We start from the raw sequence: 21,717 nt of genomic DNA on the forward strand, positions 1-21,717 counted from the left end.
CGGCCAGTTCCATCACCGGCACCAGCCCGGCGGACCCGATGAGGTTCGGCTCGTCGAAGGAAACTGACACGGCAGCAGGCGTGTGGGAAACTTGCATCTGCGAGATGCCCTCTCATCGCGGTGGAACGGAACCCTGAACAAGTCCCATTCTTCCCGGTCAGACGGGCATCCCGTCTTTAATTGCGACCCAAGCCCAGCATGCTCATCGGTGGATCAAGGCTTAGTGAGGACGCCCTCGAAGAACGAGGCCAGTTCGCCGGTTGCGTCCAGGGGTAGGACGGCGGCGACGTAGTGATCGGGACGGACGACTACGACGGCGCCGTCGCGGCTGATCTGGCGCTCCTCGTAGATGTCCTCGTCCGGCAGCGTGGCGTAAACGCGCTCCCAGTAGTTCAGCTCCAGCGGGCCGATCTGCGGCCGGAAGACCCGGGGCACCTGGGTGACGTCCATGTCCGTGTACTGCTGCTGGTAGGTGACGTCCACGTCGAAGAGGGTGGCGTCGTCGTCGCCCTCGCGGCGATAGGCAACCAGCGGGGACTTGGGATCGTTCTGCAGCCACTCGGCGAAGCGCGACGTCGCCGTTTCCTCGCCTGCCGCGGCGCGGTCCGCGTAGACGTGGATGCGCCAGCGGCCGTCCGCGGTGGCCTGGTGACCCTGGTGCAGCGCGTAGGCGTCGCACACGCGCATGACACGAGCGGATTTGAAGCGCTTGCCCACGGGGTAACCGGCGGCCAGGTCCTGGTGCTCGGTGCCCGCGGTGATCAGGGACGGCTGGTACTCGGTCATGAACCCGGCCGGGAACTCCGCCGTCTTGACGTAGAAGTCCTCCAGGTATTTGGGGTCAGGCAGCTTGTCCTGCGGGGTGGCCATCAGGGTGGACCACTCACGGTCGAAGTCGATCAGGTTCTTGGCGATGACCTGGCGTTCCTCGGAATAGGTGTCCAGCAGCGACTCGTTGGCGCGACCGGAAAGCACTGCACCCAGCTTCCACCCGAGGTTCCAGCCGTCCTGCATGGACACGTTCATACCCTGGCCGGCCTTCGCGGAGTGGGTGTGGCAGGCATCGCCGGCAATGAAGACGCGGGGCACGCGGGTGCCGCGGTCCTCGGTGTCGACGTCGTCGAAGTGGTCGGTCAGACGGTGACCCACCTCGTAGACCGAGGACCATGCCACGGACTTCACATCAACGCTGTACGGGTTGATGATCTGGTTGGCGCGCTTGATGATTTCTTCGACCGGGGTCTGGCGCACCTTGCGGTTATCGTCCGCGGCGACCTCGCCCAGGTCCACGTACATGCGGAAGAGCAGACCACCCTCGCGGGGGATCAACAGGATCGAACCGTTGCGGGAGTTGATCGCGCACTTGGTACGGATATCCGGGAAGTCGGTGTTGGCCAGAACGTCCATGACGCCCCATGCGTGGTTGGCGCCCTTGCCCTCGAGCTTGCGACCGATTGCCTTGCGCACGCCAGAGCTTGCGCCGTCGCAACCGAAAACGTACTTGGCGCGGATGGTGCGCTCTTCGCCTTCGCGCTCGCCGGCCACGTAGCGAACCGTGACGGACACGGGGTACTCGGCGTCCTGGCCGACCTCCAGGCCGACGAACTCGATGCCGTAGTTGGGCTCGATCTTGGCGGGCCCGTTGGCTGCAGCCTCCAGGAAGTAGTCGAGCACGCGAGCCTGGTTCACGATCAGGTGCGGGAACTCGGAGACGCCGTGCGGGTCATCCGCGGGGCGCCCGGTGCGCACAATGTTTTCCGGGTTTTCCGGATCCGGGTTCCAGAAGCACATCCCGGTCAGGTGGAACGCTTCCTGGGTGATGCGCTCGGCGAACCCGAAGGACTGGAAAGTCTCCACACTGCGGGCCTGGATGCCGTCCGCCTGACCGATTTCCAGACGGCCGGGGCGGCGTTCGATGACGCGTGTGTTCACATCGGGATACTGGGTCAGCTGGGCGGCGGCGATCACGCCAGCCGGGCCGGTCCCGACGATCAGGACGTCCATTTCATCGGGGAGGTCTTCGGGACGGTCGATTCCGTAGCCCTGGGGCGTTGCAATCCGCGGGTCCTCGGAAACATATCCGTACTGGTGAAACTGCATGCCTTGCTCCTCGAGGTACGTGACGGCGCGCGTCGCTGCGTGCGGCTCTGCTGGTTGAAGTTCAGGTGAGGGGACCCGGCTGGATGTGGCCGGCGTCTCAGGAATGCACACTAAGTCGCATCCGAATCGTGATCCACGTTACTACAAACTAGTACATGAGTGTAATAGTTTTTCGGACTGTTTCTGTGGGTCTGCTCAGCGGTCGGGCTGATGTGCGTTTGGCTGTGGGTCTCGACGAAGTGGCGTTCAGGGCCGTTCGTCAGCCGGATCGGTGGTGGTGGGCAGCCCGGCTTCCACCCATGCGTCGTAGCCACCAACCATGTCGGTGGCGCGGGAGAGCCCCAGCTGGCGGAGGTTCCATGCGGCCAGGGACGACGAGTAGCCATGGCGGCAGAACAGTATGTAGCGGTTATCCCAGCCGGTGGCCTCGGGGATGCGGTACTCGAACGTGGGGTCCAGGCGCCACGGCAGCACGGTCAGATCGATCACCAGCGAGCCGGGGATGATCGCGCTCGTGGCCCGGTGCGTGCTGGTGCGCAGGTCGATCAACAGGGCACCGCGTTCCTGTTCGGCCAAGGCCTGTTCCGGTGTCAGCCGATCCAGTTCCGCGCGGACACGATGAAGCATGGACATAGAGCCGCGCGTATCGAGAGCCATGCGGTGATCCTAGTTGCCGTCGCAATCTGGTCGACGCTACGGCCGCTCCTTGGCGGCCCGTTGCAGCTTGATCGACGGTAGGGCCATCGGCTCACAACGGGATGCAGCCCGATCGACGGTGCGACCACAACTTGGTGGTCCGTTGCAGTCTGATCGACGGTACGGCCAGAAAAACGGGGTTTCGTGGTCGCACAGTCGATCAGAGCGCATGGCATGCGCGCGGGGTGGTCCTAATGTCGAGCAGATTGCGCGATGCCATGAATGGTGCTTGCGGGAGTTTATTAGCAGTTGGCTGGCTGCCGATCGCCAGGGAACCTATTGGGCGGGGTAAGCCCATTCCCAGCCGTTGTTGTCAGAAGCTGGTTCCAAGAGTTCCGGGAGGATGATGACTCCCTCGGCGGTCGGAACATCGAAGATGATCTTGCCGGAAGTTTTCTCGCCAGCATTTACATCGACCGGGACGGTGTCTTCTTCAGGGAGGCATCCGTAGCCGTTGCCGATGATGTCATTGCCTGGCGTTACATTGCCGTCATTGTCCACCGCGCGGAACCCTCCCTGACGCAAACTCACGGAGGGGTGGTAATTCCCCGCTGCGCTCAAGGTGCTCTGAGGTGCAACCTTCACAGATACATCCATGACTACAAAGTGCCCATTTTTGGGTGGCCGGGCGTACGGCCCGGTGCAGACGGGATCGACTTCGATCGAATGCACCATCATCGAGGCAAGTTCACCATGTTCTGGGGTTGATGTGGTGATTGAAGAGCCAGGCACCGTGGGGATGGTTCCCCGGTCGGTCAGCCCGGCCATCTGGGGAGTCTGAAGATCGGAACGTGAGGCAGGAGAGGCTTCATCGCTTGACGCGGGAGCCTCGTTGGCGGGTGCGACGCTCGGGGCTGCCGCGACAGGCTCCTCTGTTTCCCCATTTGAGGAACTACCTACTTTACCCACCGCAATTCCGATGATCAGCGTGAGGACGAGGAGTACCACGGCGCCTATAGCTGCCAGGATCCACGGCCACACCTTCTTTTTCTGAGGTGCAGGTGAGGGGTGGGTAGGAACGTAGGGCATGTCTGACTCCGGGGTTGCGCTGGGAATAATTTCGAAATCTACATGACGCTTCAAGTATTCGATCGGCCAACACGTATGTAAACGTCGACAAAGGGCAAGTATGGGACAGTCAGCTTGGCCGGCCTGGGGTTGAGTGAACGCTTCCTGGGCCACGGGTGGCCATCGGCAGTGGCGCATGTCATACACGCCGCGAAGAAGACCCCGCAACAACTAGTCAAAGCGTGTACAAGTTGGATACGATCAAATCGCGTAGTTCCAGCGATTTTCAGTTACTCCACGCCCGTCTCGTGAGCAAACAGCGCGATCAACCCTTGTCGCCCCGCCGCAGATAATATACGATTTCGAATAACATCCGAGGATAACCAGAGGAGGCTCCATGACTGAGAGCACTCAGAACGTTCCTTCCCAGGTCGCGGCAGTTCCGGTGAAGCCGGGCAAGATCATCGCCGTGCATCTGGCCTACGAATCCCGTGCTGCACAGCGCGGTCGCAAGCCGGCGGTTCCTTCGTACTTCATCAAGCCCTTCAGCTCCCTGGCCGGTTCCGGCGCAGAGGTGGAGCGCCCCGCGGGCACCGAGCTGCTCGCTTACGAGGGCGAGATCGCCCTGGTGATCGGCAAGCCAGCCAAGAACGTCTCCCTGGAGAACGCCTGGGACCACGTTGCCGCTGTGTCCGCCGCCAACGACTGGGGCGTTTACGACCTGCGCGCCGCGGACAAGGGTTCCAACCTGCGCAATAAGGGCCGCGACGGCTACACCCCGGTCGGCCCCGAGCTGATCGACGCCCGTAAGGTCAGTCCGGACCAGTTGCGCGTGCGCACGTGGGTCAACGGCGACCTGGTTCAGGACGACGTCACCGCCGACGACCACATGATCTTCCCGCTTGCCCAGTTCGTCGCGGACCTCTCCCAGCACGTCACGCTCGAAGAGGGCGATGTCATCCTGACCGGCACCCCGGCGGGATCGTCGGTAGCCCAGCCGGGCGACGTCGTCGAAATTGAAGTTGACGCACCCCAGGCCGACGGCGCTCCGAGCACCGGCCGCCTGATCAGTCGCGTCACCGAGGGCACCGCGAGCTTCGATTCAAACCTGGGCGCAATGCCCGCGGTGGACGATAAGCAGCGCGAAGAAGCATGGGGCTCCCGCGAGGAGGCAGGTCTCCCGGCCGAAGATAGCAAGGGCCTGCCCGAGGACCTACGTGCCAAGCTCGAGCAGGCGCCCACCGCTGGCCTGTCCGCGGAGCTGCGTAAGCGCGGCCTCAACAACGTGGTCATCGAGGGTGTCTACCCGCAGAAGGCCGGCACCAAGATGGTCGGCACGGCCAAGACGCTGCGCTTTGTCCCGAATCGCGAGGACCTCTTCAAATCCCACGGCGGTGGGTACAACACCCAGAAACGAGTTTTCGACGCCGTGGGCCCGGGTGAAGTCATCGTGATCGAGGCCCGCGGATCGGCCGGTTCTGGAACACTCGGCGACATCCTTGCCCTGCGCGCGCAGTTCAACGGTGCAGCAGGTGTGGTCAGCGACGGCGGCGTGCGCGATTACGAGGCAGTCAAGGAGATCGGCCTGCCGGTCTTCGCCCAGACCGCACACCCCGCCGTGCTCGGGCGCCGTCATGTCCCGTGGGACCAGGACATCGCCGTGGCCTGCGGCAACGCGACCGTTCTGCCCGGCGACGTGATCGTGGGCGACGACGACGGCGTGATCGTGATTCCGCGCGACATCGCCCAGGAGGTCGTGGACGCGGCACTGGCCAAGGAACACGAGGATGCCTGGGTGGCCGAGCGCGTGGCCGAGGGCAACCCCGTCGACGGCCTGTTCCCGCCCACCGGCGAGTGGAAAGAAAAGTTCCAGCAGTGGCTGGCCGAGAACCCGGTTCCGGGTAACTGAACCGGCTGACACGGAACTGATCAAGGACAGAGGCAACCCCATGACCACCCCGGCTCGTACGGAAGCAACTCAGAAACTCGGTAAGGCCCAGTACGCCTACGAGTGGATCAAGGTGCAGATCCTGGAGCAGGCGTTCACGCCCGGATACCGCTTGGTGCTTGCGAACATTGCCCAAACCCTGGGCATGTCCGTGGTGCCGGTGCGCGAAGCGATCCGTCGGCTGGAGGCCGAAGGACTGGTGACGTTCGAGCGCAACGTGGGTGCCCGGGTGTCCATGGTGGACGGTGAGCAGTACCGCTACTCCATGGAGGCCCTGGGGATCCTGGAGGGTGCGGCCACCGCCCAATCCGCAGCGCACCTCACGGCGAAAGAACTCGCCGAGGCCCGCGAACTCAACGCCAAGCTCGAAGAGTCACTGGAGAACTTCGACCCGGAAACCTTCACCGCGGTCAACCACCAGTTCCACCAGATTCTGGCGTGCCGGTGCCCCAACCAGCGCCTCAACGACATGATCGCCGTGGAATGGGAACGCCTGAATCACCTGCGCACCTCCACATTTTCTTTCGTGCCCAACCGCGCTCGCGCTTCCGTGAACGAGCACTACCAGATCCTGCATTTGATCGAGACCCACGCCCCCGCGGACGCCGTGGAGAAGGCAGTGCGCGAACACCGCACCGCCACACTGCGCAGCTACCTCAACAGCCGCGGAACCAACTGACCAACCGTCCACACCCAGCACACACATTGGGAGTACTCACATGACTACGAACACCGATGCCAAGCCCCAGGGCCTGCCCGATTCCATCCGCCACTACATCAACGGCGAATGGGTGGATTCCATTGACGGAGACACCTTTGATGTTCTGAATCCGGTCACCAACGAGCCCTACATCAAGGCCGCCTCCGGTAAGAAGGCGGACATCGAGGCCGCTGTGGCCGCCGCCAAGACCGCGTTCGAAGAGGGCCCCTGGCCCAAGATGCTGCCCCGCGAGCGCTCGCGGGTGCTGCACAAGATCGCGGACATCGTGGAGTCCCGCGGTGACCAGTTGGCGGCCATGGAGTCCTACGACTCCGGTCTGCCGATCACCCAGGCACTGGGCCAGGCGCGCCGCGCTGCGGAGAACTTCCGTTTCTTCGCGGACCTGATCGTCGCCCAGAGCGATGACACCTACAAGGTCCCCGGCCGCCAGGTGAACTACGTGAACCGTAAGCCCATCGGTGTGGCCGGTCTGATCACCCCGTGGAACACCCCGTTCATGCTCGAGTCCTGGAAGCTCGGTCCCGCGCTGGCCACCGGTAACACCGTGGTGCTCAAGCCCGCAGAGTTCACTCCGCTCTCGGCCTCCCTGTGGCCGGGCATCTTCGAGGAAGCCGGCGTCCCGGCCGGTGTGTTCAACCTGGTCAACGGCTATGGCGAAGAAGGCTACGCCGGCGACTCGCTGGTCAAGCACCCGGACGTCCCCTTGATCTCCTTCACGGGTGAGTCCCGCACCGGCCAGATCATCTTTGCCAACGCGGCCCCCTACCTCAAGGGCCTGTCCATGGAGCTGGGCGGCAAGTCCCCGGCCATCGTCTTCGACGACGCCGATCTGGAAGCCGCCATCAACGCCACCATCTTCGGTGTGTTCTCCCTCAACGGCGAGCGTTGCACGGCCGGTTCGCGCATCCTGGTTCAGCGCGGCATCTACGACGAGTTCGTGGAGCGCTACGCCGCCCAGGCCAAGCGCGTGAAGGTGGGCACGCCCTCGGATCCCAAGACCGAGGTGGGCGCCCTGGTGCACCCCGAGCACTACGACAAGGTCATGTCCTACGTGGAGATCGGCAAGCAGGAGGCCCGTTTGGTCGCCGGCGGTGGCCGCCCCGAGGGCTTCGACACCGGCAACTACGTGGCACCCACCGTGTTCGTGGACGTCAAGCCGGATGCCCGGATCTTCCAGGAGGAGATCTTCGGACCCGTCGTGGCGATCACCCCGTTCGACACGGATGAGGAAGCCCTGGAGTTGGCCAACAACACCAAGTACGGCCTGGCCGCGTACGTGTGGACCAGCGACCTGAAGCGCGCCCACAACTTCGCGCAGGATGTCGAGGCCGGCATGGTCTGGCTGAACTCCAACAACGTGCGTGACCTGCGCACCCCGTTCGGCGGTGTGAAGGCCTCCGGTCTGGGTCACGAGGGCGGCTACCGCTCCATCGACTTCTACACCGACCAGCAGGCCGTGCACATCAACCTGGGCGAGGTCCACAACCCGGTCTTCGGCAAGCAGGACTGACGCCGCGCCGCGGGCCGGTTGGCGCGACCGGCCCGCGGCCTCGCAAGCCCACTGTGCTCGAAAACTTTCGAACCCACCACCTGATCACCCTCATCACGAAGGACACCATCATGACGAATCCCGCTGACCGGACAATGACGTCCTCGGGCTTCTACGTTTCGCAGGAAGCTCCGATCTCCACCGACAACCCGATCAAGACCCCTTCGGTTCCCGCGCCAGACATCCTGCGCTGCGCCTACATGGAGCTCGTGGTCACCGATCTCAAGGTCTCCCGCGATTTCTACGTGGACGTGCTGGGTCTGACCGTGACCGAAGAGGACGAGAACACCATCTACCTGCGCTCCATCGAGGAGTTCATCCACCACAATCTGGTGCTGCGTCAGGGGCCGGTGGCCGCCGTGGCGGCGTTCTCCTACCGCGTGCGCAGCCCAGAGGAACTCGACAAGGCCGTGGCCTTCTACGAGGAGCTCGGCTGCCGCGTGGAGCGCAAGAAGGAAGGCTTCACCAAGGGCATCGGCGATTCGGTGCGCGTGGAGGACCCGCTGGGCTTCCCGTACGAGTTCTTCTACGACGTGGAGCACGTTGAGCGCCTGGCCTGGCGCTACGACCTCTACACCCCCGGCGCCCTGGTGCGCCTGGACCACTTCAACCAGGTCACCCCGGATGTTCCCCGCGCCACCAAGTTCATGCAGGACCTGGGCTTCCGCGTGACCGAGGACATCCAGGACGAAGAGGGCACCGTGTACGCCGCGTGGATGCGCCGCAAGCCCACCGTGCATGACACCGCCATGACCGGTGGCGACGGCCCCCGCATGCACCACGTGGCTTTCGCGACCCACGAGAAGCACAACATCCTGGCGATCTGCGACAAGCTCGGTGCGCTGCGTCAGTCGGACAAGATCGAGCGCGGCCCCGGTCGCCACGGTGTGTCCAACGCGTTCTACCTGTACCTGCGCGACCCGGACGGTCACCGCGTGGAGATCTACACCCAGGACTACTACACCGGCGACCCGGACAACCCCGTGGTCACGTGGGACGTCCACGACAACCAGCGCCGCGACTGGTGGGGCACCCCCGTGGTCCCGTCCTGGTACACCGAGGCCTCCCTGGTGCTCGACCTGGACGGCAACCCCCAGGAAGTCATCGCCCGCACGGACGAGTCCGAGATGGCCGCGACCATCGGCGCGGACGGCTTCTCCTACACCCGCGCCTCCGAGGGCGAGGAGTCCATGCCCGATTGGAAGAAGGGCGAGTACAAGCTGGGCAACCAGCTCTGACCACTCGATTTTCATTATTGGCGACGACGCCGCCGGGCCGTTCCGCACGCGGGGCGGCCGAGCGGCGTCGTCGCCAGTGATATCCGACCAACGCGAGGGAGACCCCATGCTGGAGCAGGAACGCATCACCAAGATCGCGGACGATCTGGCCGCGGCCGAACGCGACCGCACCATGATCCCGCGGCTCACGCAGCAGTACCCGGAGATGACCGTGGAGGATTCCTACGCGGTGCAGAACGAATGGCGCCGCCGCAGTGAGGAATCCGGGCGCCGCCTGGTGGGCCGCAAGATCGGGCTGACGTCCAAGGTCATGCAGGAGGCCACGGGCATCAGCGAACCCGATTACGGTGCGATTTTCGCCGATCAGGTCTACGAGAACGGCTCCGTGATCAAGCACGATCAGTACTCGAACGTGCGCATCGAGGTGGAGCTGGCGTTCGTGCTCAAGGACGAGCTCAAGGGTCCGAACGTGAGCATTTTCGACGTGCTGCGTGCGACCGAATACGTGGTCCCCGCCCTGGAGATCCTGAGCTCGCGCATCGAGATGGAGGGCCGCACCATCGTGGACACCATCTCGGACAACGCCGCCCTGGGCGCCATGGTCTATGGCGGCAATCCTGTGGCTCCGGATGCCGTGGACCTGCGCTGGGTCTCCGCGTTGCTGTACCGCAACGAGACCATTGAGGACACCGGCGTGGCCGCGGCCGTGCTCAACCACCCGGCCAACGGTGTGGTGTGGCTGGCCAACAAGCTGGCCGCTCACGACGACTCGCTGCCCGCCGGGAGCATCATCCTGGCCGGATCGTTCACCAAGCCCATGTGGGTCTACCCCGGTGACACCGTGCACGCTGACTACGGAGATTTGGGAGCCATTACATGTCGGTTCGAGTGAACAATCTGATCCAGTCCTTCCGAGCAGAGGACGCGGCCAACCTGCCGGGAGCGCTGCCGAGCCTCAAGGACCTCTTCCCGCTGGCTGACGGTGAGCAGCCGGTCGTGGGCATCTTCCTCTCGTCCGGTGACCCCACGGCTGCCGAAATCCTGGCCGGTACCGGGTTCGATTACCTGTTGATCGATGGCGAGCACTCGCCGCCGTCGCTGGAGACCATCCAGTCCCTGCTGCGGGCTATGGCCGCCTATCCCACGCTGGGCATGGTTCGGGTCCCCGTCAACGACGAGGTCATCATCAAGCAGTACCTGGACCTGGGCGTTCAGACCCTGGTGGTGCCGATGGTCGATTCGGTCTCCGAAGCCCAGGCCGCCGCGCGTGCGGTGGCCTATCCGCCCGAGGGTGTGCGCGGCGTCGGCTCCGCATTGGCCCGTTCCGGGCGCTGGAACCGCATCCCCGACTACCTGGCGCGAGCACGCGAGACCATCACGCTGATCGTGCAGGCCGAATCCGCGGCCTCGGTGGAGAACATCACCGAGATCGCGGCGGTCGAGGGCGTCGACGGCGTGTTCATCGGCCCGTCCGACCTGGCCGCCTCCATGGGGCTGCTCGGTCAGCAGACCCACCCGGACGTGGTCGCCGCGGTCAAGCACGTGATCAGCGAGGCCAAGGCCGCGGGCAAGTTCGTGGGCGTCAACGCCTTCGCCCAGGACCAGGCGCGGGACTACCTGGCCGCGGGCGCGGATTTCGTGAACGTGGGCGCCGACGTCGCTCTGCTCGCCAACGGCAGCCGAGCCCTGTTGGAGGCTTTCCAGAAGTAGGCGTCTATTTAGACTGGTGACATGGCCACCAAGTTCAAGAAGCCGCCGTCCGGGCACTTGCGACTCGCGCTCGCCGTGCTCACGGGGGTGATCGCCTGCTTGATTTCCACGTTCTTTCTGACCCTGCCCATGAGTCTCCTGGTGGGACTCGTGTTCATGGCGGGACTGTTCGTGGTGGCTTCCGTCGCGGTGCTGTGGCCGATGTCCTCCGAAGGGACGCGTGCGAACGCCAACCGGGAGGACTTCAACCCGCTCCTGGAAGAGACACTGGTCGTCTCGGTCGCCCTGATCGGCTTGGTGGGGATCGTGGTGATCCTGCTGCGTGGACACGACCAGGAGCGAACCGCCGCCGCGGCGCTCGGGCTGCTGGGGATCTTCCTGTCCTGGGCCATGCTGCACCTGATGTACGGGGCGCGCTATGCCAACTTGTACTACGCGGAGCCGAAGGGCGGCATCGACTTCAATAGTTCCGATCCGCCCAAGTATGTTGACTTCCTGTACATGGCCTTCACCCTGGGCATGACCTACGCGGCGTCGGACACCAACGTGTCCCACACGGCCATTCGCTCCGTGGTCACGCGGCACGCGTTGCTGTCCTACATTTTCGGAACCGTGGTGCTGGCGGCCGCGATCAACCTGGTGCTGGGTGTGGTCGGGGGCTAGTTCGCAGTGAACCTGGCCAGCTGGCTCACGTGATGTGCAGCTTTGACCACCAGACATGAGAAAGGGCTTCGAGGAAGATTCCTCGAAGCCCTTTCTCATCCGGTCCTTGTCGTCCGGTTCAAGAGTTGGATGGTGCTGTGGGGTGGTGCATGAATTCATTCGGCGATCAGTAGTTGTAGGTCTTGGTGGTAACCCAGGACATGATCTGTGCGGCCTCTCGTGCATCGAAGGAGCCGAGTTCTCGGTCCATGGCCGCTTTGATCTGGGCATTGGTCATGGGACGTTTCTTGTTTCCCACGAAGGTGCTGATGCGCATGTCCAGAACCTCACCGGTCCCCAATCGAATGCCGTTGTGGGCAACCGCGGGGTTGTCCACGAAGCGCCACTCAAGGGTGTCGTACCCGGGAGCACGTCCCGGGGTGTGAACCAGCACCACTTTCACGGGATGGTCCGTACGCGGGGTGACATTCAGGACGCGTGCGTGATCCGCGCGCGGCTCCCACTTGACGGGGTCGGACTCGGTGCGCACGTACACCGTGCCTTTCAGAGTCCGGGACGGGTTCCACATGGTGGTGATGTCAGTCGACTCATATCCGAAGTGGCTGGTCCACCGCGAGAAATAGGTGACGACGGCTTGTTGACTGGCGAAGGAGATCTCGGTGAAGCACTTGGAGGCCCGAACGGGCTGAGATGGTGCCGTCACGCAGGTATCCGGCAGGGGGTCCGCCGCCTGCGCGGCTCCTACCGGAGCGAACGTGAAGGTCATGGCGATGATTGCTGAGCTAGCCCCGATACGGGCTTTCATGTGTGTCATGAGTAAAGAGTGAACCCACCGACATACGTTTGCAATAGTAAATACATAGTGTGACTAAACTGTGACATTAACTCTGCTTGGCGATGGATCTGCAAGTCGGAAGGGGTTCCGTGCGGATGTCTGGCTCTTGTTCGCGTCCAGTCTTGGGGTCATCCGACGGCGCGCGAAGCCCCCGGGTGGCGTTGTCGCTACCCGAGGGCTTCGTGTTCCGGTCCTCTCAGGGCCGGGTCGGTGGTGACATTAGTTGACGCGGATCGACTGCAGCATGGCCTGGACGGCGGGCACGTCCTGGTGGGTGTTGACGTGGCCGGTCAGGGCGGTCCTGACTTCATCGTCCGTCAGGTGCCTGCCGGTGGTGTTGATCGGTTTGTAGATGAATTCGGCCGACAGTTCACGCCGCTGGTTCGCTTCCCCAAAAGCGACCAGTCCGGAGGAATTGACCTGGGTCAGTCCGAAGAGAATGGCGTCCTCGTCAGGGGTGTCTGCGTCGCGGTGGTACGCCGAGTAGGTGCTCACTCGCGAACCCAATCGCTCGGTCAGTGGCGTATCCTCACCGGGCATCATGTACCGGGGTGAGGTGAGCCAGTCGTCGCGCAGGGGTCGAACGTCCGTAGTGGCAATTCGGCCCACGGTCTGTCCGGTCTTGCTGGTGACTTCCAGATAGCCCTGGTCGGTCCTAACCGTCCACGTGGAGGGGTGGTTCATCGTGAAGGCCCCGTCCGGTGAGGTGTAGGTCTGATCGAGGATCTCGGGGTGGCCGCCCGGGGGTGTTTCACCGGACAGGTCTTCCACAAGTTGCACCGATTGCAGGATCGCTTCCACGGTGGCCCCGTTCTTGGAGTGCACCGCCTTCTGGGCAACCTGTGCGGCCTTCTTGTCGTTGAGGGCCTTGCCGGATTTATTCACGCCGGCCTGCTCGAAGTAGGCCCACAATTCGTCGTCGCTGTCTGCGGCAGCCATCGAGACCAGGCCGCTCGCATTGACCTGCGAGAGCCCCCAGCCCATGCTGTCCTGCGTCGGGTTGGCGGCGGAGTTGTAGCCGGAGTAGGAGGCCACGTGATCGCCCACGATCTCACTCATGACCACCGCCGGGTTCGACTTGTACTGAGTGACATGGCGCCCCATCCAGGCCGCATCCGGTCCGTTGAGGCTCTTGGGTGAAACGTGACCGGTGACGGAGCCGTCCGGGCTGGTCAGTTCCAGGTACTCCTTGTCTGTGGAGACCGTCCATGAGGCGGGGTAGTTGAGCATGTACTTGCCGTCCGGCGAAGTGTAAGTCTGAGTGAGCGCTTCCGCCTTCTGCGCCTTGCCTCCCTTGTTGGAGTGGCCGGCCTTCCTGGTCGACGGTGCAGGATGAAGTTGTGATCCGGGACGCTTCAGCCGTCGTATGTGAGCATGGGAAGGCCCGAGTAGCGATCGCTACCCGGGCCCTCGGTCTCCGGTCCTTTCGGTGCCGGATCGGGGTTCGTCCACTGTCTGGACGAAGTGATTAGCCAACGGACACCGCGGCGTCGACCAGGCGGATGGACTGCAGTATGGCCTTAACCGTCGGGACATCCTGGAAGGTCGTATCGACCTTGTTCAAAATCTCCTTCGCCTCCTCATGGGACAGCGCCTGGTTGGTCACGGTGGGAGGCGTAGCGGTGAACTCAACCCAGAGTTCACCCGTGCCGGAGCCGTCCAGTAGCGACACCATGCCCGAGGAGTTGACCTGTGTCAGCCCATAGAGCGCCAGGTCCTTGTCGGCTGACTCAGGGCTGTGAACATACGCGGAGTAGGTGCTGACCTGGCTCCCCAGCTGTTCGGTGATCGGCGATTCAACTCCACCATCTCCCATGGTCCTGGTGGTGGTGAACCACTCCTCGGTGGCCGGTCGGACGTCCGTGGTGGCAACGCGTCCGGTGAACTCTCCCGAGGGGCTGGTCAGCTCCAAGTACCCCTTGTCGGTCTTCGCGGTCCAGGATGCGGGGTACTTCAGCGAGTAGCGACCGTCGGGCGCCGTGTAGGTCTCCGTCAACGCCTCCGCTTCACCCTGGGCGGGCGGTTCGGGCGAGGCCTCCGGGGTGATCGCGACCGACTTCAGGATGGCCTGAGTCGTGACACCGTTCTCTGATTTCACCGCCTTCTCGGCGGCCTTCGCCGCCTCGGCGTCCGTCAGGGCCTTGCCGGTTGTGTTCACGCCGGTCTGTTCGAAAGAGGCCCACAGTTCTTCCTTGCTGTCGGTTTTCCCCAGCGACACCATGCCGCTGGCGTTGACCTGGCTCAGCCCGTGCGCCACGAAATCTTGTTCAGGGCTGTCCCCGGCCTTGAAGCCGGAGTAGAGGCCCACCGTGGTGCCCAGAAGTTCGGTGAGGCGCTCGGCGGGATAGGAGGTCATGTGATCGAGGTGGCGATCCGTGAACCATTCCTCACCTGGGCCGTGCGTTCCGGTTGCGGACACGTGGCCGGTGACTGAGCCGTCAGGGCTAGTCAGTTCCAGGTAGCCCTTATCGGTCGTGGCCTGCCACGAGGACGGGTACTTCACGGAGTAACTCCCGTCGGGTGACGTGTAGGTCTCCGTGAGGGCACCGGTCGTCTGTTTCGCACCCCTCGAGGCGGCCTGCGTGTTCTCGCTCTGCGCCGGGGACGACGTCGCTTGCGACGCAGTCGCGGATGCGTCCTGCGCCGTGGTGTGTTGCGTTTCGGACGCTGTGCTTGCCGGGGTCGAAGTGCCGCACCCGGTCAATGCGATAGTGGTGGATATTCCGAGGGTTACAGCCCAGTCGCGGGCTTTTCTGTGTGCCATGTCTCCGAGTCTTTCGAGACTCCCGCTGGTTTGCAATGGTAAACAGTGGATCGTAATAGACCTGTGATGTGTGCCACTAAGCTGCTATGACATGGGTAATTGCTCTCGGGAGGAGTGTGAAAGCCCCGTCTTGATAGTGTCGTGGGGCACTCGGGCATGAGCGCCGCGCCCCTTCGACCTGACAGCCGATGAGAGAACTCCATGACTGAAACCGAGGCCGCTACCACGGCGAAAAAGACGAACGGTTCATCCACGAGCGCGGCGGATGAAACCCAGGAAAAGCCACCGAAAAACGGGCCCATGATCCGCGCGCTCAGCGTGGTGGAGGTGTTGGGAAATAAGCTGCCGGACCCGTTCTGGTTGTTCGTGATTCTGGCCGGCGCGGTGGTGGCGCTGTCCGCACTGCTGTCGAGCATCGGCATCACGGCCGTGAACCCCGCCGACGGCGAAGAGGTTGCGATTCAGAACCTTCTCACCCCCGAGGGCGCCCAGCGCATGGTGGGGGAGGCCGTCGAAAACTTCGCGACATTCCCGCCACTGGGCGTGGTCATCACCGTGCTCCTCGGTGTTGCCGTGGCCGAACGCACCGGCCTGATCAACACCGCGGTCAAGCTCGTGGTGTCGCGGGTATCCGCCGGTTGGTTGACCTTCGTTCTGGCCCTGGCCGGTGTGACCGGCTCCGTTGCCTCGGACGCCATTGTCGTGGTGCTGATTCCCTTGGGCGCCGCAGCGTTCAAGGCCGCCGGCCGCTCCGCCGTGCTGGGTGCGGTGATCGCATTCGTCTCGTCCTCCGCCGGCTTCAACGCCTCGCTGGTCGTGAACCTGACCGACCCGCTGTTGGGCGGCATCACTCAGTCCGCTGCGCAGCTCGTGGATCCCGAGTACACGGTCTCTCCGATCGCCAACTATTTCTTCTCCGCGGCATCCGCAGTGGTCCTGGCCCTGGTCATCACCGTGGTTTCCGAATTGGTGCTCACCAAGCTCTCCAAGCGCTACGAAGCCGATGAGCTGAGCCAGCAGGAAGCGGCCGAGCAGGCCGCTGACGAGAACGGCAACGGCGACGAGGCCGAAACCCTCACCGAAGAGGATCTCTCATCCACCTCCCCGCGTGAGATCAAGGGACTCGTTGCGGCAATGATCGCGCTGGCCATCGGCTTGGCTATTTACTTCACCCTCATGTTCATGCCCAACACTCCGTTCCCCGGTGAGGACGGATCCCCGCTGACCTCGGTGCTCATCAGTGGTGTGGCCGTGCCGATCGCACTCCTGTTCTTCCTGTGTGGCTCCGTCTATGGCTGGGTGGCCGGCACCCTGAGCAAGCCCTCCGATATACCGCCCATGATGGCCTCGGCCATCACCCAGGTGGCCCCGCTCATCGTGCTGTTCTTCGCGGCATCGCAGTTCATCGCATGGTTCGATTGGTCCAACATGGGCACGGTGCTCGCGATCAAGGGCTCGGAGTTCCTCGGCGACGCCGACGTGCCCACCGTGGTCCTGTTCGCCGGCTTCGTGCTGTTGGTCGCCGTGGTGAACATCCTGATCACCTCCGGTTCCGCGCAATGGACGCTGACCGCTCCCGTGGTCGTGCCCATGTTCATGTACCTGTCGATCCCGCCGGAGACCACGCAGATGCTATTCCGTATCGGCGATTCACCCTCGAACGTGGTGTCCCCGCTGAACCCGTTCTTCGCCATGACCTTGGGCTTCATGCAGCGGTGGTACCCCAAGGCGGGCATCGGCACGCTCATGTCCCTGACCATTCCGGTGTCCCTGGCGATGCTGGTGGTCTGGTTCCTGTTCTTCCTCGCGTGGTGGGGTCTGGGAATCCCGCTGGGCCCCGGCTCGCCCACCCGCTGATCGCGCACGACGGCGCCCGAGCGGCGTCGTCGGCGTGGCCAGACCACGAAAAAAGGTTCCGTATCCCCGATTCCAACGCTGGAATCGGGGATACGGAACCTTAAATCGCACCTGGGCGGTGTGAAACGCGCTAGTGGCCCTCACGAGGAGTCATGTAGCGCTCGCCGTCCTCGGTTTCTTCCAGGTTGTAGTCGTGCTCCTGCTGCTGCACCCGGTCTTCGACGGCGCGAGAATGCGTAATCGGCTCGGGGCCACCCGTGTTCTCCGGGGTGCCGTAAGTCTCGGCCTCCGAGCTGTCGCCGTCGCGGTCGTTGCGGGCAGCCTCAGTGAGGTCGCGGCCTTGAGGGCTGTGCAGGTCCTCGCCAGCGGGCGGGAGGTTGGGGACATTGGGGTCCTTCCGACCGACGGGCGGTTGGAACTTGCGTCCCGCCGCCATGGCCGACGAATCGACGTCATGACCGTGCTGGGCCTCGACTTCGGCCGCGTCCACGTTGGGGAAACCCGTCTCCTTGATGGCCTTGGGCGGCTTGCCACTGCCTCGAGCGGCGCGTTCGTCGGAGCGGGAGGCTTTCGCGTTGGTGGCTCCGTCTGCGCGACGATCTCGGGCTTGATGCCCGGGGTTGTCGGCTTCTTCGTCGGACTTCTCGCGCTGACCGGTCTCGTGATCGTCGTCGCGGCTCACGGGCTGGTCGGGGTCGTCGATTTGGCCGGCCGAAGCAATGGGGTCGGAATTCTCGGGTCGCTTGGTCATGGCTGCCTCCTCGTCAGGGGTGTCACGGATGACACTCGTTGATTCCAATATTGGCACTGAACTGCATAAAACGTAAGCATCCTGACTGGGCGTCGCGCCGCCTGGACGCAGAGAAGGGCCGGGGACCGCGTATGCGATCCCCGGCCCTCTCCCGGCGATGACCTCTCCCCGTCAACGCGGTGTCAGCCCAAGTGGTGGACGGTTCCCAAGATGTTCTGGGCCGCCAGGTGGTCCGGGTGCTGGGGGATCCCGTCGATCACCTGCTCGATCTCCGGGCCCGTCAGCTGGGGCTCGCCCTCGCCAATGATGGCGTACAGCTGGGCATCGACCACTCGCCCGTCACTCAGTGCCAACCCCGATCCACCTGTGGTCGGGTCCTGAAGGCGCCAGCTCAGCCGATCGGTGTTGAACGGGCCGTCCGTACGACCCACCACTACGTTCGCCGCGTGATCCGACCCCTGCGCCTGGCCGTAGACCGTGCGTGTGTGACTCATTTGGGGCATCTCGGGCTTGGTGGCGCCGGCCTGTCGGATGTCGATCCCGCCCTCGACGGAGCCGTCCGGGGAGCTGATGCTCATGGACGAGTCAGACGTGGCAATCACGGTCCAGTGCTCCGGGTAGGCGAAGAACAGGCGCCCCTGATCCATCGCGGCCAACTTCAGACCCGGGGCGTACTTGCCGTTCGTATCCAGACCCACCCGGGGTGAGTTCTCCGGAGTCACCACGGGGTAGCCACCGGGGCCCTGCGTCGGGGGCTCCGCGGCGGGGGTCGACGGCGCTGCCGGCGCCTCGGTCGCGGGGGTTCCGGGCTTCGGGGCCGACGGCGTTCCCGCAGTGGGTGCCGGGTCTCCGGTCACGGCGGGGGTCGCCGGAGCGGGGTTACCCGAGTTGCCCGTAGACGGTGCTGCTGCTGGTGGGGATGCTGCGGGTGCAGCGCTGGCCGGGGCCGATGAAACAGGAGCTGAAGTAACAGGTGCCGTGGTAGCGGGCTGGGTGCCGGTGGTGCGGGCGGGTGCGGGGTTCTCGGTGATGCGGGTAGTAGCGGTATCGGTGGAGGTATTCGGGGTCGAATCGGAAGGCGCGGCGACTGATGTGCCGTTCCCCTGATTCGACTGCGGAGCGGCGGTCATGGCCCCGCATCCGGTGAGAGCGACAACAGCGGTGAGTCCGAGGAAGGTGGCCCAGAACCGGGCCTTCATGTGGGTCATGTCACATAGCTTGGACGGCCTCGCATTACTTTGCAATAGTGAATGTGCTTAAGTTACCAAGCTGTGACTTGGGGTTCAGTTCGGTAACGGACTGGTCTCGGCCGGGCGGTCCGTGTGGGCGTACTGGGACCAGCTTCCGGGGAATAGTCGTCCGCGCCCCAGCCCGGCGAATTCGGCCACCAGTAGGTTGTGGCACGCTGACACGCCGGAACCGCAGTAGGAAATCATGTCGTTCGCGTCCGTCACGCCGGCGTCCTGGAAACGCTTCCGCAGTTGCTCGACGGGCTGCAGGGTCTTGTCCTCGGCCAGGTGCTCTCGGGCAGGTACGTTGTGCGCGCCGGGGATGTGCCCCGACCGCGGGTCCACGGGGTCCGGTCCGTGACCGTCGAAACGGGTTCGATCGCGCGCGTCAATCACCGTGCCGCCGCCGGCTGCTTCGTCAATGGTGGCCAGTGCCTCACGGGGCCAGGGGGTGGGTGTGAAATGCGCCGGTTCGGGGTTCTCGAAGTGCGTGTCCAAGGAGTCGGGTGGGAAGGCGTCGATGCCGCCGTTCAGGAGCGCGGCGTCGTGTCCCGTGGTGCGCAACATCCAGACGAGACGCGCGGCCATCACGCCACCGGCATCGTCGTAGGCGACCACCGTGGTGTCATCGCCGATGCCCGCAGCGGACATGGCCGCAGCGAAGTCTTCGGAAGTGGGGAGCGGATGGCGGCCGCCCTCCGGGGATGCGGGCGCCGCTAAGGCTCCGGAGACATCCACGAACACGGCGCCGGGCAGGTGGCCTTGCAGGTAGGCGGCGCGGGCGCTGCGGCCATCCAGGTACATGCGGGCGTCCGCGAGTACGACTGAATCGCGGTGTTCCTGCAGCCAGTCGGCGGTGACGAACGGTTCCATGTGGGTCTCCTTCGAGCGTGTTATCGCCACTTTACGACGCTGCCCAGCTTGCCGGAATGCGCTCGGGTTACCGTTTCCCATGACCAACAATCTGATGCAGAAGCGCAAAGGCGCACATAAGTCCGCACTGTTCACGGGCCTGGCGCTCACGGGAATGGGTGTGCTTCACCTGGTGCAGCCGCGGCCGTTCGAACGACTGATTCCCGAGCAGTTGCCCGGAACCGCGCGGCAGTGGGCCATCGGATCGGGGTATGCAGAACTCGCAACGGCCGGACTGTTGCTCGTGCCCGCCACCCGCAAGCTGGGCGGTGTCGCGGCCACGGCGCTGTTCCTCGGGGTGTGGCCGGGCAACATGAAAATGGCGTGGGACTGGCGCCACCGGCCGATGGACAAGCAGCTCATTTCCCTGGGTCGCTTGCCGTTGCAGATCCCTATGATTGCGAGCGCGGTGAAGATCGCCAAGTACGCCTGACCGCCGAGTGCACCCCACACTGGACAGCTGGCTGATGCCCATGTGCGGGGTGCCCGGAGGCTCAGCAGCGGTGGCGCGTTTGTCCCGCCAACGCGGTCAGGACATGGCGCGCGGTCAGGACGTAGCTGTGGAGCGCACCCACCGTGCGTGGGCCGTGCTGGCAAACACCGTGATCCCCAGCCCCGCGATCGCCCCGATGCCGAAGATGGTGCCGAACCGAGCGGCGTCGGCGAGACCGGCCGTGACGAACGTGCCGGCAGCGGCACCGAGGAACAGCGACGTGACGAAGAACGAAACGGTCGTGGCACGGGCGTTGGGGGAGACCTCGGTGGCCCAGCCCTGCACGGACGAATGCAGGATCGCATTGGTCAGGCCGATGCACACGGCCGTGATCGTCAGGGGAATAGGTGTGGCGGACAGGGCGGAGGCGCCCATGCCCAGCACCATGAACACGCCGCCCCACACCATGCACTGGGTGCGCGAGAACCGCCGCGAGAGCACCCGCATGATGGGTGCGCCCACCACCACGCCCAGGCCATAGGTCGCGCCCAGCACGCCGGCCAGGGCCACGCTCACGCCCACGCTCTGCAGCGCGGGAACCACGTAGGTCAGGATGCCCACGAGCACCACGCCCTCGGTGAAGGCCACGGCGTAGACCACGAGCGGCCACTTGGTGAAGGCGCCTCCCTTGGCGGTGGACGTGCGTTCGGGTCTGGGAGCGCGCACGTGACGCAGCAGAATCAGTAGCGCCAGGCACGCGACAGCCACGATGCCGAAGACCACGCGCCAGCTGAGCCACGCCGCAATCGCCCCGGTGGTCAGCGTGGCCACCGCGTTGCCGATCGATGAGTACGCGAGCAGATCCGAGAGTGCATGCACCTTGGCCGGGCCGATCCGGGTGTCCCCGATGAGGGTGAGCAGCGTGGGATACAGCGCACCCACCGTGAGTCCCACGAACCCTCGGGCGATCAGCAGCGCGACGTAACCACTGGCCAGAACGCTCGCGATCGAGCCGAACACCACGCCGATCAGCGCAACCCGCAGCACGATGTGGCGCCCCCACCGGTCACTCAGCACGCCCCACAGCGGTTGCCCCAGGGCGTAGAGCAGCGAGTAGACGGTGAACAACTGGACGACTTGGCGCACATCCAGGCCGGTGTCGTTGGACATGATCAGCAACATGGGTGGCGTGCCGAAGCGGTCGAAGAAGGACACAAAGCCCACGGCGCCCAACGTCCATGTGGGGACCTGTTGGGGATTTCCGGCGCTCGCGGGTGAATTCATGCTCTCCATCCTGCACCCC

At 64.4% G+C, this 21,717-nt stretch carries 19 protein-coding genes; 9 read left to right on the forward strand and 10 right to left on the reverse strand.

Annotated elements, in window-relative coordinates; translation table 11 throughout:
* Positions 1-213 precede the first annotated feature (213 nt).
* The 3 genes from CKW39_RS12535 to CKW39_RS15330 form a co-directional block, all read right to left on the reverse strand.
* The gene (locus tag CKW39_RS12535; RefSeq protein WP_095798463.1) at positions 214-2,100 is read right to left on the reverse strand and encodes an FAD-binding monooxygenase; all 1,887 of its coding nucleotides are present in this window, start codon (positions 2,098-2,100) and stop codon (positions 214-216) included.
* A gap of 246 nt (positions 2,101-2,346) precedes the next feature.
* A complete protein-coding gene (locus CKW39_RS12540; protein ID WP_095798464.1) occupies positions 2,347-2,757 on the reverse strand; it encodes a rhodanese-like domain-containing protein in 411 nt (136 codons plus the stop codon).
* Between the two features lie 315 nt (positions 2,758-3,072).
* The gene (locus tag CKW39_RS15330; RefSeq protein ID WP_143469999.1) at positions 3,073-3,564 is read right to left on the reverse strand and encodes a DUF4352 domain-containing protein; all 492 of its coding nucleotides are present in this window, start codon (positions 3,562-3,564) and stop codon (positions 3,073-3,075) included.
* A 637-nt stretch (positions 3,565-4,201) separates the two neighbouring features.
* Between CKW39_RS15330 and CKW39_RS12550 the strand changes: the two genes are divergently transcribed.
* From CKW39_RS12550 to CKW39_RS12580, 7 genes are all read left to right on the forward strand, one after another.
* A complete protein-coding gene (locus CKW39_RS12550; RefSeq protein ID WP_095798466.1) occupies positions 4,202-5,713 on the forward strand; it encodes a fumarylacetoacetate hydrolase family protein in 1,512 nt (503 codons plus the stop codon).
* Positions 5,714-5,753: 40 nt separating this feature from the next.
* A complete protein-coding gene (locus tag CKW39_RS12555) occupies positions 5,754-6,431 on the forward strand; it encodes a GntR family transcriptional regulator (RefSeq protein WP_016997169.1) in 678 nt (225 codons plus the stop codon).
* A 40-nt stretch (positions 6,432-6,471) separates the two neighbouring features.
* The gene (gene hpaE / locus CKW39_RS12560; RefSeq protein WP_095798467.1) at positions 6,472-7,983 is read left to right on the forward strand and encodes a 5-carboxymethyl-2-hydroxymuconate semialdehyde dehydrogenase; all 1,512 of its coding nucleotides are present in this window, start codon (positions 6,472-6,474) and stop codon (positions 7,981-7,983) included.
* A gap of 110 nt (positions 7,984-8,093) precedes the next feature.
* Positions 8,094-9,260, forward strand: coding sequence for a 3,4-dihydroxyphenylacetate 2,3-dioxygenase (hpaD, locus tag CKW39_RS12565; protein WP_095798550.1), 1,167 nt, complete (start codon positions 8,094-8,096; stop codon positions 9,258-9,260).
* 106 nt (positions 9,261-9,366) lie between these two features.
* Complete coding sequence (locus CKW39_RS12570; RefSeq protein ID WP_095798468.1) at positions 9,367-10,152, forward strand: fumarylacetoacetate hydrolase family protein; 786 nt, start codon at positions 9,367-9,369, stop codon at positions 10,150-10,152.
* Positions 10,137-10,970 (forward strand): HpcH/HpaI aldolase/citrate lyase family protein, encoded by an 834-nt coding sequence (locus tag CKW39_RS12575; protein WP_095798469.1) that lies wholly within the window; start codon positions 10,137-10,139, stop codon positions 10,968-10,970. Before CKW39_RS12570 ends, CKW39_RS12575 begins: the two co-directional genes overlap by 16 nt.
* A gap of 21 nt (positions 10,971-10,991) precedes the next feature.
* The gene (locus CKW39_RS12580; protein ID WP_095798470.1) at positions 10,992-11,633 is read left to right on the forward strand and encodes a DUF1345 domain-containing protein; all 642 of its coding nucleotides are present in this window, start codon (positions 10,992-10,994) and stop codon (positions 11,631-11,633) included.
* A gap of 166 nt (positions 11,634-11,799) precedes the next feature.
* Here the strand turns inward: CKW39_RS12580 and CKW39_RS12585 are convergent, their stop codons facing one another.
* From CKW39_RS12585 to CKW39_RS12595, 3 genes are all read right to left on the reverse strand, one after another.
* Complete coding sequence (locus CKW39_RS12585) at positions 11,800-12,447, reverse strand: hypothetical protein (RefSeq protein ID WP_143470000.1); 648 nt, start codon at positions 12,445-12,447, stop codon at positions 11,800-11,802.
* Positions 12,448-12,687: 240 nt separating this feature from the next.
* Entirely contained in the window at positions 12,688-13,698 is a 1,011-nt protein-coding gene (locus tag CKW39_RS12590; RefSeq protein ID WP_095798472.1) for a hypothetical protein, read from the reverse strand.
* A gap of 238 nt (positions 13,699-13,936) precedes the next feature.
* Complete coding sequence (locus tag CKW39_RS12595) at positions 13,937-15,232, reverse strand: hypothetical protein (RefSeq protein ID WP_143470001.1); 1,296 nt, start codon at positions 15,230-15,232, stop codon at positions 13,937-13,939.
* A gap of 201 nt (positions 15,233-15,433) precedes the next feature.
* Here CKW39_RS12595 and CKW39_RS12600 point away from each other — a divergent pair, with 201 nt between their 5' ends.
* Positions 15,434-17,089: an AbgT family transporter gene (locus tag CKW39_RS12600; protein ID WP_216823179.1), complete on the forward strand. Its 1,656-nt coding sequence runs from the start codon at positions 15,434-15,436 to the stop codon at positions 17,087-17,089.
* Positions 17,090-17,219: 130 nt separating this feature from the next.
* Here the strand turns inward: CKW39_RS12600 and CKW39_RS12605 are convergent, their stop codons facing one another.
* The 3 genes from CKW39_RS12605 to CKW39_RS12615 form a co-directional block, all read right to left on the reverse strand.
* Positions 17,220-17,840, reverse strand: a complete 621-nt coding sequence (locus CKW39_RS12605; RefSeq protein WP_095798474.1) for a hypothetical protein — start codon at positions 17,838-17,840, stop codon at positions 17,220-17,222.
* Between the two features lie 182 nt (positions 17,841-18,022).
* Entirely contained in the window at positions 18,023-19,048 is a 1,026-nt protein-coding gene (locus CKW39_RS15335) for a hypothetical protein (RefSeq protein ID WP_143470002.1), read from the reverse strand.
* A 75-nt stretch (positions 19,049-19,123) separates the two neighbouring features.
* A complete protein-coding gene (locus tag CKW39_RS12615; RefSeq protein ID WP_095798476.1) occupies positions 19,124-19,942 on the reverse strand; it encodes a sulfurtransferase in 819 nt (272 codons plus the stop codon).
* Positions 19,943-20,021: 79 nt separating this feature from the next.
* Between CKW39_RS12615 and CKW39_RS12620 the strand changes: the two genes are divergently transcribed.
* Positions 20,022-20,414: a hypothetical protein gene (locus CKW39_RS12620; protein WP_254049410.1), complete on the forward strand. Its 393-nt coding sequence runs from the start codon at positions 20,022-20,024 to the stop codon at positions 20,412-20,414.
* A 114-nt stretch (positions 20,415-20,528) separates the two neighbouring features.
* On the opposite strand, the gene CKW39_RS12625 is transcribed toward CKW39_RS12620, so the two are convergent.
* A complete protein-coding gene (locus tag CKW39_RS12625; protein ID WP_095798477.1) occupies positions 20,529-21,698 on the reverse strand; it encodes an MFS transporter in 1,170 nt (389 codons plus the stop codon).
* Positions 21,699-21,717: the final 19 nt, after the last annotated feature.

It is taken from the genome of Kocuria sp. WRN011 (assembly GCF_002295155.1).
Classification (GTDB): Bacteria; Actinomycetota; Actinomycetes; order Actinomycetales; family Micrococcaceae; genus Kocuria; species Kocuria carniphila.